Consider the following 12,515-nt stretch of genomic DNA (forward strand, 5'->3'; position numbering starts at 1 on the left):
AATCCATGTCGAGAAGTCAGGACTTTCTCCGCGGCACGGCTGCAGAACAGTCCCGCCGGCTGGCTGCCGCCGGTGCTGCAGCGATCGTGTTCGTAGGGGTGGCCGGTCTCGCCGCCGCCACGCTGTACCCGAAGATCACCGCACCCGACGGGATCGAACTCGTCGTCGACGTGCCGTATCTCGGTCCGGGTGTCGCGGAGGGAACCAAGGTCGTACTGCACGGACAATCCGTGGGACGCGTGACCGCTCTCGAGCGCACACCGTCCGAGTCGGTGCAGGTACGCATGATGCTCGACGAATCCCAGATCGACGGTCTGACCGATCGATTCGAGATCGACTACCGCCCCGAGAACTACTTCGGTACCTCGGCGGTGAACATCCTTGCGCGCCCGGGCGGCGGCCCCCTCGAGTCCGGAATGGAGTTGGAAAGGACACCCGAAGGTGACTTCACGATGTCGACGATGATCGAACAGGGATCGCTCACCATCGACGGCACCCTGACCGACGACATGATCACGTCGCTCGACAAGACCGTCCACTATCTCGACGGCCTCACTCCCTGGGTCGACACCGGTGTGTTCCTCGCCGATCGGGTCGCCGAGACCCAGCAGGAGATGCCGAGCACGTTGCTCGCCCGTTTCAACGACATCCTCGAGGCATTCCCCGGCTTCGGCGACCAGGCGATCGAATCGCTCATGAACATCTATCACAGCAACTACAACACCCTTCCGGACGGTTCCGTCGGCGTCGACGACGCGGTCTTCGACGAGGCGAACGCCGGCCTCACCCTGGCGGCGAACCAGTTGTTCGGTCAGGCGGGTGCGCTGCTCGCTTCGCACGGGGAGGAGCTGACCCCGCTCATCCTCTCTGTCGCCGAGGCATCCGACGTATTCCCTCACCTGGTCAACGGCGGAATGACCCCGGCCGCTGCCCAGGACGTGGTGCGACGTCTCGACTCCGCCTTCGTCGACACCCCGGACGGACAACGCCTGCGCCTGCGGGTGCTGGTCGACGCCCTACCGGCCTTCACTGCACCGCTCGGCCTCGGGCCCGTCCCGGCCGCAGCGACAGAAGGAGGCGGACGATGACGACACGAGCCACGTACATCGCGACCATCATCAAACTCGTCGTTGCGGCGATCATCTCCGCGGTGCTGTTCGCACTGGTCATCAGCGCCATGCGCAGCCCGGTCAGCGGACCGACCCGCAATTACACTGCCGAGTTCTCGGACGTGTCGGGCCTCGGCGCCAACGGTGATATCCGCACACGCGGCGTCCGCATCGGGAAGGTGCGGTCCATCGAGTTGCGCGAACGCGACGGCAAGACGATCGCCGAGGTCGAGTTCACGATGGAAGAGCCCTACGAGTTGACCGACACCACCATTCTGGCGGTCAAGTATCAGAACCTCACCGGCGTGCGGTACATCGACGCGGACTTCGGCGAGAAGCCGGGCACGCCCGTCGAGCACCTCTCACTCGAGAGCACGAAACCGTCGTTCGACATCACGTCGCTCTTCAACGGCCTGCAACCGGTCCTGGCAACGATGAGCACCGAGGACATCAACCGATTCACCGAGAACGCCATCGCTCTTCTGCAAGGTGATGGTGGGGGATTGAAACCGATGCTGGACGACGCGCAGAGAATCGCGAACCTCGCGTCCGATCGCGAACAGGTGATCTCGACGCTCGCGGACAATCTGGCCCGCATCGCGGACAGCATGGGCGGGCGGTCGGACGGTGTCGTGGAGTTCCTCCGTTCCGTGAGCTTCCCGATAGCCAAGGCCATGACCGTCCTCGAGGAATTCCACAAGACCGCGACCTACGGGCCCGAATTCCTCACTCCCATCAAACGTCTGCTCGACGCCTACGGCCTCGCGCCGGGAGCGGACGTCGATGCGATGGTGACATCCGCATTCGCGTCCCTCGAGGACGCGGCCGAGGCCGTCAGGCTCCTCCCGCCGGCGGTGGCGGGTCTCCAGATACCGGCGAGTGCCCCGGCGGGTGGCGGTGCCGGATGCTCCAACGGCATCGCGCAACTGCCGACGGATGTGCAGATTCTTCTGAGCGGAAGCGAGGTCGTCGTATGCAACGCGGGATGAACAGGCCCCGTCGCCGGTTCGGGAAGGTTCTGTCTCTCGTCGACAACGACATTCGTATCGGGACCGTGGTCGCCGTGGTCGCCGTCCTCGCGCTCGTCGCGACCGCGGTCCTCTACACGAGACCGCCCGGCCGCACGACGGTGGCGTTCGAGACCACCGATGTCTCGGCGATCTCCACGGGTCAGGACGTACGCGTCGCCGGTGTCTCGGTCGGTAAGGTCTCGAAATTGGAACTCGGGGACACCTCCGTGAAGGTCTCCATGGAGATCGAGGACGACCTGATGGTCGGTACCGAGTCGCGGGTCGAGGTCAGGATGCTGACACCGGTCGGTGGTTACGCCGTGACCCTCTTCCCCGTAGGTCGAACTCCCCTGGGAGAGTCGGTCATTCCCACCGGCCAGGTGTCCGTTCCGTACTCGATCGGCGACGTGCTCCAAGCCGCACCGAATGTCACGGACAACGTCGACGGCACGGACATCGACGCCAACCTCATGCAGGTCGCAGATGCCTTGCAGAACAACCCGGGATCGATCGAGTCGATCGTCTCCGGCATGTCCGCCGTCGCTCGGGTCATGGACGAGCAGCGCCGGCAGGTCCACACGGTGGCAACGCTCGCCTCGGAGTACCTCACCACCTTCAATGCCAGCCGGGAGATGGTGTTCGACGTCCTTCGCGAGATCGACATCGTCTTCGAGACCTACGAGAACACGCATGCCGGCTTCAACGAGGCCTACCGACTCCTCGGGTATGTCCTCATGACCGTCGCCCCCTATTCGGAGTACTACCTCGACAATCGGGATGCACTGGAGAGCGGGATCACGCAGGTCCGCTCGATGATCGAGGAGTTCAACACGACCATGGGGCCGTCGATCGAGGCGCTGGCGGCCACCCGTGACGAGCTCGCCCAGTGGCTGACACCGGAAGGGATCGTCGCTGTCGGCGGGGGCACCCTCATGGCGTCCGACATCTGCATCCCGGTACCCGGACGGCAGTGCTGACCGATGAATGGCGAATCGAGAACTTCGATGCTGACAAGATTGGCAGGGCCGACTGTGAAGAGAACGAAGACGCTGGCGACCGTCGCCGTGGCCGTCACCACGATCATGGGTACGTGCGGAGCGGGAGTCACGGCCGCACAGCCACTGAAACGCGGTACCGAACCGGCGACCTACTGTGTCGAGATGCCGGACTCGGTCGGATTGTACCCGGGAAACCCCGTCACACAGATGGGGTTTCCGGTCGGTAAGGTCGATTCTGTCGAGCAGAGGAGCACCCACGTCGAGGTGCGTTTCACCACCGACGGCGGACGTGTCTTCCCCGCGGATGTCCGGGCCGTGACCCGCTCCAAGTCGATCCTCGCGGACCGCAGCCTCGAACTGGTGGGCAATTACGAATCCGGACCGCAGCTCGCCCCCGAGCCCTGCGTCCCGCTCGCCAACAGCTATACCCCCAAGACGATCTCCGAGGTGGTCGGCTCGGCGGCCGACTTCATCGAGGCGCTGTCACCGGAGGCCGGTGACGAGACCGTCGAAATGGCGATCACGGGGCTGAACGAGGCCTTGCGGGGCCAGGGTGAGAACGCCCGGCAGATGATGCTCCATGCAGCGAATGCAATGGAGAATCCCGACGGTTTCGTCGCCGACATCGGGTCGTCGATCTCGAACATGGCACCACTCACCGAGGAAGCACTCGTCCAGTGGGCGGCCGTCAAGAACATCGCCGACAACATGCCGAAGGTGGTATCCGACGCAATGGGCTTGTGGCCCGGCACGATCGACGTCTGTGTCGGCATCGGATGGCTCGTCGCGCTGCTCGACGACATACAGCGTAACTACGGCGACGACATTTGGCCGTTCGTACACGGGCAGGCCGTCGAAGCCGTCAAACTGGCTGCGCAGCAGTCCGGTTCGCTCGGCGATCTCGTGTCCACGATCCCGTCGATGTCGACGGCGGTCTCCACGCAGACGCGCGACGCGGGTGCACTGTCTGTCGAGTTCACACCCCCGCAGATCGCGCTGAGCGACGACGAGGCCGCCCGGTTGTGCGAGGTCCTGGAAAGCCTGAGCCCGGGAAGCTGCAAGGGCGCCGGCACGGGCTCGCGCGTCACACCAGAGGGTCTGATGAACCTGCTGAATCCGATCGGAGCGACGCGATGATCACCCGACGTATCACTCGGGCGGTCGCCGCTTTGTCCCTGATCCTCGTCGTGTCGTCGTGTTCACTGCGGCCGGAGGATCTTCCCTCCGTGCGCGGAGGCATCGGGGACGGATACGAGATCTCGGTCGAGTTCGCCAGCGTCATGAACCTGCCCTCCGGAGCCGACGTCATCATGGACGGCGTCCGTGTCGGTGAGGTGCGCAACCTCGAAGTGCAGAACGACGGCGTAGCAGTACGCGTCGGAGTACGTTCCGACACCAAGGTTCCGTCCGACGTCCGGGCAATCGTCCGACAGAACACCCTGCTCGGTGACACCTATGTGGCACTGCTGCGGAGCCCCGACGGCAGGAGCGGCGAGTACCTGGGGGAGGGCGCTACGGTACCCGTCGAGCGTACGACCTCACCTCCGCAACTCGAGGACACCATGGCGGTGCTCGCGACCTTCGTCAACGGCGGCAGCATCCGTCGCATCGAACAGGTGATGGGGCGTGTCAACGCGGTCATGCCCGACGTCGCCGAGATCGAACGGCTCGCCGGGACCGTCGCCGTCGACCTGAACGACCTGGGACAACGAACCGTCGAGATCGACCGGATGCTCGACGGGATGAACTCCTCCGCGGCAGCGTTGAACGACAACAGCGAGTCGCTCGTGACAATCTTCGACGGGTCGTCGGTGCACTACTGGCGCCGGCTCGCGGTGGACGTCGTGTCGCACATCGGGCAGATCCTCCCGTCCGTCGGCAGCCTGTACGTCGGTGGCTACTGGCTGGTGCCGATGTTCGAATCGCTCGCCGACACCACCGATATCTCCCGTGGAGCGCCGTCGGCGACGGTGGAACTGTCGAACTTCCTGAGGACGACGCTGATCCCGTTCGCGCAGAATCCGTCCGTCGACATCGTGTCGGTCGAGTCGGCCGGTGGAGACCAGCTCGTATCCGATGCCGAGAACATCCTTCGAATGTTGGGAGCTGTGCAGTGAGCCGGCGAACAGTACTGTCCCTCGCGGGAATGGGGATCATCGCGGCGCTGTCCTTCGTGTACATGGGTCAGGCCGGGCTGCGGACCGGACTCGGCGAGGACGTGTACACCGCCGAGGTCGAGGTGCCCGATACCAACGGCCTGGTCGTCGGGTCCCGTGTGCTCATGCGAGGTATCGAGATCGGAGAGGTCACCGACATCACGGCCTCGGCCGACGCCGTCCACGTGGCCTGGAAATACGATCGCAATTCACCGATCCCGGTGGACAGCACGATCCGGCTCGACAACCTGTCGGCGCTGGGTGAGCCCTTCCTCGCCGTGTGGCCGCAATCCGCATCCGCGCAGTATCTCGAGGACGGCGCCGTGGTCGGTGACGACAGGGTGGTCGTACCCACCACATTCGAGGAACTCTCGGAGCGTCTGACGAACCTGCTCACGCAGGTCGAGCCGGAAGGTGTCCGCGAAATCTTCCGGACACTCGATATCGCCCTGCCCGAGGACCCGCGGGTTCACGGCAACCTCGCACGTTCGGGTGAGCTCATGGCCGCCACGTTCACGCAGAACGCCGATACGTTCACCACGCTCCTGCGCACCGTGCAACCACTGCTCCTCGACAGCGGGAGCATCCCGAACGCGATGCGCGCCACCGAACCGGGTGTCGCAGAGTTCGGAAGCGGTTTCACCGATCTGCTCGCCGGTATCCGCTTCGCGTCCGACCGGGGTCCGCTCAACGCCGGTATCGCCTACGGCGCCAGTCCGTTCATCGGCGAACTGCAGAAGTTCCTCGACGAGACCGCGGCCGATCTCGAGGTGATCGGTGTGAATCTGCTGCCTGCCGTCTCGGAAGCGGCGAACAGTATCAGGGCCATGGACATCGGCACGCTGATGAACAACGTGCTCACCTCCACCGAATCCGGCGACGCTCTCACGCTGAAGGTCGAGATACCCGGCCCCTGACAAGCACCCATCCGCTACCAGCACACAACCGGAGGACGACGATGAAGACAACTCTCGAGGACATCACCGACACGCACGACCACGAGCACGACACGGTGCAGGATTCGACCCGCCGGCGTCTGCCGATGCAAGGCATCGTCGTCGCCGTCGGTGTACTGCTGGTCGCGGTGCTGGCAGTTGTCGGATGGCAGTGGAACGACGCACGGAACGAGCGGGACGCCCTCCTGTCGGACGCAGCGGCGCGGGCGGAGGCCGAACAGGTCGCCCTCGATTACGCACTCGGTGCCGCGGAGATGGACTTCCGCGACCTCGGTGCATGGCGGTCGCGATTGACGTCGGGCACCATCCCGGAACTGACCGATCGTCTGGATAAGGCCGCAACGTCCATGGAACAGATCATCGTTCCTTTGCAGTGGACGTCGATTGCCGAACCGATCACCGCCAAGGCCGTGAGTGGACCCGACGGAACGTTCACGGTGGACTGCTTCGTGAGTGTTCGCACCACGAACGCGCAGGCTCCCGAGGGTATCGTCTCGACTGCGACGTACCGGCTCGGTATGGACAACCGGGACGGCTGGACGATCACCGAGATCAGTGGCGTCGGTGCGGACGCCCTACCGGACGGTCCGCGGTAGAACCGCAGGTCACAGAGGTGGAGGGCATCGATCCTCCTGGAACTGGCAGACTCGATCCCGAAGAACATCGAGGAGGGATCGAGTGAAGACGACGGTGGACGAACCCGAACCGGGGCTACCGGCACCGGACGACGTGCAGGCACCGCTGGTCGCAGTGGAACACCTCGCACAGGATCTCCGACGCGCACTCATGGTGTACAAGTTCGGCATCGACGAGATGATGACGAAGATCAACATCCTGCGCGAGGAGTTCACCTACGCCCGCGAGTACAACCCGATCGAGCACGTGAAGTCGCGGCTGAAGAGCCCCGAGTCGATCCTCGCCAAGGCGGAACGGAAGGGTGCGCCCGCCTCGCTCGACGGCATCCGCGAGGCCGTCCGCGACATCGCCGGCATCCGCATCACGTGCAGCTTCACATCGGACGTCTACCGGATCATCGACATGATCACGAGCCAGCTCGACGTGACGGTCGTCGAGATCGAGGACTACATCGCGCGCCCGAAGCCCAACGGGTACAGCAGCGTGCACGTGATCGTCCAGATCCCGGTGTACATGTCCGACCGGGTCGAGCGCGTCTACGTCGAACTGCAGATCCGCACCGTCGCCATGGACTTCTGGGCGAGCCTGGAACACAAGATCTACTACAAGCACGACCGTGAGGTCCCGGACGAACTGCGCGAGGAACTCCGCCTCGCCGCGGAGACGGCGCGCGATCTGGACCTGCGGATGGAAGCACTGCACCGCCGCGTCCACGGCCCGAACAACGGGAACTGACCGAGGTACGCAACGTGGGGTGAAGGCTCGCAACGTGGCCGGTCGCTGTCGGCGTTGCGGACCCACCACCGGTGTTGCGTACCCCTCACCATTCCCACTGTTGACGCGGAATCTTCCGCGCGATGCGTAAGCGTTCCCGAACCGGGAGAGGACGAAGGAGTTCAGGGGCCTCGAGTGTCGTGATGAGTTGGCGATCTTCGGGACACCGATGGAGGCGGTCGATGAGCCCGAGCAGCGTGTTGGGTTCGCTCACGAGAACGTACGCCGGCACGGTGAACGAATCCGGCTTGTCGTGCGCCACGCGAGGCGGAGTCGGTTCGTAGCCGGGTACGTGGAGACGGATGAGTGGATTGTGCGTAGACGCCCCGCGGCCCGAGACGGTGTAGACATCGGCAGCCACTTCCTGGATCTCGTCCCATCGAATGAACACGTCCGAAACGCCATGCCGCACGAGCCATGTCGTGCGGCGGCGAATACCGTCGGCATGGAGACGGGTGGATCCCCGGGGGTGGATCAAGAAGGGTAGAGCGCACACCGCCACGGTTGCACATGTCGTCCATGCGATGAACGAGCCGGAGTAGGGGAGCTCGTGTCTCGCAAGAAGCATCGCTCCGTCCGGTCGGTTCGACGCACGAATCATGAAAGCGCCCAATATTGTGATGCAGGAGAACACGACGGACAGCTGAACGGGAAGTATCCTCACGTAAGGAATCTCGATGCCGGAGCCGTGAAGGTCGTCTCGGCACTGCCGGATCCTCGGATGCAAACCGAATCGGTGGAAGCCGGCTCGCTCGAATCCCCAGGCCGAACCTAACGCCGTCATCACAGCGAGACAGAACCCCAGGGCGATGGCTCCGAGGTCATCCGCTCGTCGAACATCCACGGTCTTCTGCAGCACAAGGGTTCCGGCCCCGGCCAGGAACACGCCGAGGCAGAGCGATCCCGTACGGAACCTTTGCGGCCAAGCAGGTTCGGATCGTTCTCCGTAGGGGTACGTCTCGATGGAATCGCTCACCGGATTCTCAGTCCCTCATGGATTGCATGCAGATGAGCGATAAGAGACTCGGCGCTGTCGAAACGTGCGGTTGCCGTCAGTTGCGTGAGGTAGCGATCGTACTCGTGGTCGATCACGAGATACCGCGTCACGGCGGTGTACTCGACGTCGTCCACTCGATAGGAGCCTTGGATGATCACCGATCGGTGCCCGCGGAAATCGGATGTGTCGCGGAGCGTCTCCCTCCACGCGGGCAGTTCGCGAGCTTCACGCGCCGCGACCTCCAGCAGTTCGTCCGTCGGCCGCCATTTCGACAGTGCGCAGTGGAGGAGGACGGCGTTGGGCACCCAATCGTCCGCGACGTGCTCGGGAGCCACGAGAACCGTATGTGCATGCGGAAAGACATCGCGAGGGAGAACTATCCAACCCTCCGGCGCCTGGAGTTCCGGTTGCGGGTGCCGCGGATCGTCCGGGTCGCAGGGGCTCAGTCCGACTTCGTGTGTTGCGAGGTAGTCGGAGAGCGTCGCCTGAATCGGAGCGTTCACCGAGACGCTTCCTGGTGGCGTACCATCCGGAATCGTTCTCGCAACGGCGGTGGTCTGAGAAGTTCGGCCGCGTCTTCCCGAGCGAGGAGCGTGCGGTCGTTCGGGCGTTCGCTCATCTGTCGGATCAGGGTCAAGAGGGCGTTGGGTTCGGCGATGAGCCAGGTGCAGACGATGGCGAGGGTGTGTTCTTCGTCGTGGGGGATGCGCGCTTCAGGGGGAAACCGCCCGGTCGTGTGGACGTGGATCATCGGAGTCCGGACGTCGCCGTATCCGGAACGGGTCACGATATCCGTTCCGGCGATGCCCTCGATATCGTTCCAATGCACAAATTGCACGGTGGCATTGTTTCGTCTGAGATTGCGAGAGCGTACGACTCTTTCGATTCCTTGCGGGTACAACCCCACTGTTGTCGGGAGCCGGAACCATACGAACACTGCCGACGCGATCAGGGCGACGACCCCACCCACGAGCATGAAGATTGCAGTGGCGTGAGGGTCGCGACCGTAAGGCAACTCGGATTTGTCGGTGATGTAGATGGTCAGCGCCGCTACGGCCAGGCATCCGAGGCCGACCACGACGAGCAGGACCATGAAAATGGTTAGAGGCGTAAGTCCTCCAGGAACAACGATGCCCGTGCCATATTCCGGATGCCTGTAACTTCTGATGCGTGGCGAATACAGGACATGTCGAATCCCGCCGAGTCTGACACACATCACGCCCATGAGCAGCATTGCTGCTCCGTACAACAGCGAACCGATCGTGGATACCAACTCCTCGTGGAGGATATTCGCAGAACTGTCAACCAGACTCCACGTAGCGAAGACCAGAACACATACCCCCGTTATGCACCATCCGATTCGAAGACGTTGCGGCCAACAGGGCGCGTCGGAGGAACTATCGGCGCGAACGTGATTCCGGTCTTCCGGCGTGCCTTCGGTCATTACCACAACTCCTGGATCCTCTTGGATGTGTACCACGTGGCAAAGCCCCCGAGCACAAGCCCGACAGCGAAGCCGGCGGCGGTGCCGACCCCTGGAACGACCGAGCCGGTCGCAGCGCCGATAGCCGCGGTAGTTCCCTTCGACGCCAGGAATGCACCGACCATGCCGACAACGGTTCCGGCGCTCTCGGACACCACCGCCTCGGTGGGATCCATGCCTCCCTTGATGTCGTTGACGATCGCAGGAACGGTGCCTACTGCAGCGGCAGCCGGGTTCATTCCACGTGCGATGTTGCGTGCGACATCGTCGCCCGAGGCCACTGCCGCGTCGGTCAGGAGTTCCTTGGTAGCTCCGGACATTGCGCCGATGGACGACGCTGCGATGGTCGATGGCCAGTCAGGCCACCAGGAGAACTCGCCGTTCTCGTTCTGCACGACCTTCCCCGGCGCCGCGGCATCCCTGGCTGCTTCGAGTACCGCAACGGCAGCGGTGAAGCGATCGGCAGTTTCCGTCGCGGCTCGCGACGCTTGTTCGAGAGCGCCGGTGACGGTGTGGGTCAGTTCCGTTGCTTCGTGTTCGAGGCGGACGCGGGCCTCTGTGACGGCTTCGCTCGGCAGCGTCGCCGAGAGGATGTGGATCTGGTCGGAGGGGTCGACGGTGCCGTCGTCGTGCACGGTGAACCCGGACTGTTCGGCGCCGCCCACGACCGACAGGAGGTGCAGGCGGGTGCCTTCGACGAGCCACGCGCCGGTGCGGTACGCCTCAGCGACCTGCAGGAGTGCTTCGGCGATGGCGCTGCCCAGCGAGCGTTCGCGGACCACTCGCGCGGCGGCGGCACGTGCGGCGTCGCCGGACCATCGCTCGGCGAGCACATCCTGCTCGGTGAGCAGACCTTTCATGCGGTCGTCGAGTGTGTCGACGAGCACGTCGAGGTGGTCGGCGGTGATTCGCAGCGCGTCGGGATTCCAGGACCGGACCGCAGCGACTCCCGGTCTCATCCGTGCTGATCCATCGCCGAGAGTGCAGCCACGAAGTCCGTCTCTGCGACGACGTAATCGTTCGCGGCGCCGTCGGTGATGTCGACGATCTCGCGCAGGCGACTGCACACGTTGCCGAGTGCTTGATCGGTGGCGGTGAAGGCTCGTGCGCAGACGGCCGCGAATTCTGTTCCGGGAAGTGCTGATTGCGACACGGCATACGGTTCGCCGACGTCCCAGTCGTTCATCGCGTCGGCGGTGTCCGCCACGAAGGCTGCGAATGTGCGCAGCACTTCAGGATCTACGTGCAATGTCACCACTGCCCCCCGACAGAATCCCCCGATACGTCCGGGTGGGGACGATAGCAGACGGCGCCCTCACGGAGCCGGAGCGGACCGTCGGGCGACTTCGAGCGGGGCATCGGTCGTACGCGAGGTACGCAACACGTAGTGAAGGTTCGCAACGCCGGCAGTTGCTGGCCGTGTTGCGAGCCCGGAACTGTTGTTGCGTACCTCCCGGCTGTCCGGATGCGCAGACGCCCCCGCCGTTCCGAGAAGGAACGGCAGGGGCGTCCGAGTGAGGCCTACTTGTAGCTGTAGAAGCCCTCGCCGGTCTTGCGACCCAGGCGACCCGCGTCGACCATGCGGCGCAGCAGTGCCGGGGGTGCGTAGTGCGGCTCGGCGAACTCGTCGTACAGCGACTGCGCGGCGTTGAGGGTGATGTCGAGGCCGACGGTGTCGATGAGGGTCAGCGGTCCCATCGGGTAGCCGCAGCCGCCCTTCATCGCGGCGTCGATGTCTTCCTTCGTCGCGTAGCCCGACTCGAGCATGCGCACTGCCGAGCACAGGTACGGGATGAGCAGGGCGTTGACGATGAAACCCGCACGGTCGCCTGCGCGCACGGCCGTCTTGCCGAGGGTGTTCTTCGCATAGTCGAACACCGTGTCGGCGGTGGCCTCGTCGGTGGTGAGCGCCGAAATGATCTCGACGAGCGGCATCACCGGCACCGGGTTGAAGAAGTGCACGCCCACGACCTTGCCGGGCCGCTGCGTCGCCTGCGCCATCTTGATGACGGGGATCGACGACGTGTTGGTGGCGAGGATGCCTTCGGGCTTCACGATCTTGTCGAGCTCGGAGAAGATCTCCACCTTGAGAGACTCGATCTCGGGGGCGGCCTCGACGACAAGGTCGCGGTCGGCGAACTCCTTCAGGTCGAGGGTGACGCGGATCCGTCCGAGGACCGCGTCGGCGTCCTCCTGCGTGATCTTGCCGGACTTGACGCCACGTCCGATCGACTTCTTCAGACGCTCGCGTGCCGCGGCGGCGAACTCCTCGGTGGTCTCCTTGACGAGGACGTCGCTACCGGCCTTGGCGCACACCTCGGCGATACCGGCACCCATGGTGCCGCCACCGATCACGCCTACCTTTTCCACTGCCACTGCGGTAACTCCTGATCGCT

General features: G+C 64.3%; 14 protein-coding genes. 8 read left to right on the forward strand and 6 right to left on the reverse strand.

All coding sequences use genetic code 11. From position 1 onward, the window contains the following. Positions 1-5 precede the first annotated feature (5 nt). The 8 genes from AC6CID_RS16135 to AC6CID_RS16170 all read left to right on the forward strand — a co-directional run bounded on the left by AC6CID_RS16135 (position 6) and on the right by AC6CID_RS16170 (position 7,600). The gene (locus AC6CID_RS16135; RefSeq protein ID WP_064060833.1) at positions 6-1,088 is read left to right on the forward strand and encodes an MlaD family protein; all 1,083 of its coding nucleotides are present in this window, start codon (positions 6-8) and stop codon (positions 1,086-1,088) included. Continuing rightward, positions 1,085-2,098, forward strand: a complete 1,014-nt coding sequence (locus AC6CID_RS16140) for an MlaD family protein (RefSeq protein ID WP_064060832.1) — start codon at positions 1,085-1,087, stop codon at positions 2,096-2,098. The genes AC6CID_RS16135 and AC6CID_RS16140 overlap by 4 nt, the downstream gene beginning before the upstream one ends. Further along, on the forward strand, positions 2,095-3,096 hold the full coding sequence (locus AC6CID_RS16145) for an MlaD family protein (protein ID WP_064060831.1): 1,002 nt from the start codon (positions 2,095-2,097) through the stop codon (positions 3,094-3,096). The genes AC6CID_RS16140 and AC6CID_RS16145 overlap by 4 nt, the downstream gene beginning before the upstream one ends. 54 nt (positions 3,097-3,150) lie before the next feature. Beyond that, a complete protein-coding gene (locus AC6CID_RS16150; protein WP_248846226.1) occupies positions 3,151-4,254 on the forward strand; it encodes an MlaD family protein in 1,104 nt (367 codons plus the stop codon). Next, complete coding sequence (locus tag AC6CID_RS16155) at positions 4,251-5,234, forward strand: MlaD family protein (RefSeq protein WP_064060829.1); 984 nt, start codon at positions 4,251-4,253, stop codon at positions 5,232-5,234. The genes AC6CID_RS16150 and AC6CID_RS16155 overlap by 4 nt, the downstream gene beginning before the upstream one ends. Next, the gene (locus AC6CID_RS16160) at positions 5,231-6,190 is read left to right on the forward strand and encodes an MlaD family protein (RefSeq protein WP_081263425.1); all 960 of its coding nucleotides are present in this window, start codon (positions 5,231-5,233) and stop codon (positions 6,188-6,190) included. Before AC6CID_RS16155 ends, AC6CID_RS16160 begins: the two co-directional genes overlap by 4 nt. Positions 6,191-6,231: 41 nt before the next feature. Then, a complete protein-coding gene (locus AC6CID_RS16165; RefSeq protein ID WP_064060827.1) occupies positions 6,232-6,825 on the forward strand; it encodes a hypothetical protein in 594 nt (197 codons plus the stop codon). Positions 6,826-6,907: 82 nt separating this feature from the next. After that, entirely contained in the window at positions 6,908-7,600 is a 693-nt protein-coding gene (locus AC6CID_RS16170; protein WP_064060826.1) for a GTP pyrophosphokinase, read from the forward strand. Between the two features lie 85 nt (positions 7,601-7,685). Here the strand turns inward: AC6CID_RS16170 and AC6CID_RS16175 are convergent, their stop codons facing one another. From AC6CID_RS16175 to AC6CID_RS16200, 6 genes are all read right to left on the reverse strand, one after another. Next, positions 7,686-8,615 carry a hypothetical protein gene (locus AC6CID_RS16175; RefSeq protein ID WP_248846225.1) on the reverse strand — a complete coding sequence of 310 codons (930 nt, stop codon included), beginning with the start codon at positions 8,613-8,615 and terminating at the stop codon, positions 7,686-7,688. After that, positions 8,612-9,139 carry an LpqN/LpqT family lipoprotein gene (locus AC6CID_RS16180; protein ID WP_064060824.1) on the reverse strand — a complete coding sequence of 176 codons (528 nt, stop codon included), beginning with the start codon at positions 9,137-9,139 and terminating at the stop codon, positions 8,612-8,614. Before AC6CID_RS16180 ends, AC6CID_RS16175 begins: the two co-directional genes overlap by 4 nt. Continuing rightward, positions 9,136-10,080: a hypothetical protein gene (locus AC6CID_RS16185; RefSeq protein WP_231414086.1), complete on the reverse strand. Its 945-nt coding sequence runs from the start codon at positions 10,078-10,080 to the stop codon at positions 9,136-9,138. Before AC6CID_RS16185 ends, AC6CID_RS16180 begins: the two co-directional genes overlap by 4 nt. Then, positions 10,080-11,078, reverse strand: a complete 999-nt coding sequence (locus AC6CID_RS16190; protein ID WP_064060823.1) for a hypothetical protein — start codon at positions 11,076-11,078, stop codon at positions 10,080-10,082. The genes AC6CID_RS16185 and AC6CID_RS16190 overlap by 1 nt, the downstream gene beginning before the upstream one ends. Further along, on the reverse strand, positions 11,075-11,374 hold the full coding sequence (locus tag AC6CID_RS16195) for a hypothetical protein (protein WP_232512540.1): 300 nt from the start codon (positions 11,372-11,374) through the stop codon (positions 11,075-11,077). Before AC6CID_RS16195 ends, AC6CID_RS16190 begins: the two co-directional genes overlap by 4 nt. Before the next feature lie 266 nt (positions 11,375-11,640). After that, positions 11,641-12,489: a 3-hydroxybutyryl-CoA dehydrogenase gene (locus tag AC6CID_RS16200; RefSeq protein ID WP_006553692.1), complete on the reverse strand. Its 849-nt coding sequence runs from the start codon at positions 12,487-12,489 to the stop codon at positions 11,641-11,643. Positions 12,490-12,515 lie beyond the last annotated feature (26 nt).

Source organism: Rhodococcus sp. GQ147 (assembly GCF_059759155.1).

What these genes read in the sequence shown, in the direction of transcription:
- AC6CID_RS16135 (WP_064060833.1), top strand. Translation starts at nt 6, where the DNA reads ATGTCGAGAAGTCAGGACTTTCTCCGCGGCACGGCTGCAGAACAGTCC.
- AC6CID_RS16140 (WP_064060832.1), top strand. Translation starts at nt 1,085, where the DNA reads ATGACGACACGAGCCACGTACATCGCGACCATCATCAAACTCGTCGTT.
- AC6CID_RS16145 (WP_064060831.1), top strand. Translation starts at nt 2,095, where the DNA reads ATGAACAGGCCCCGTCGCCGGTTCGGGAAGGTTCTGTCTCTCGTCGAC.
- AC6CID_RS16155 (WP_064060829.1), top strand. Translation starts at nt 4,251, where the DNA reads ATGATCACCCGACGTATCACTCGGGCGGTCGCCGCTTTGTCCCTGATC.
- AC6CID_RS16165 (WP_064060827.1), top strand. Translation starts at nt 6,232, where the DNA reads ATGAAGACAACTCTCGAGGACATCACCGACACGCACGACCACGAGCAC.
- AC6CID_RS16185 (WP_231414086.1), bottom strand. Translation starts at nt 10,080, where the DNA reads ATGACCGAAGGCACGCCGGAAGACCGGAATCACGTTCGCGCCGATAGT.
- AC6CID_RS16190 (WP_064060823.1), bottom strand. Translation starts at nt 11,078, where the DNA reads ATGAGACCGGGAGTCGCTGCGGTCCGGTCCTGGAATCCCGACGCGCTG.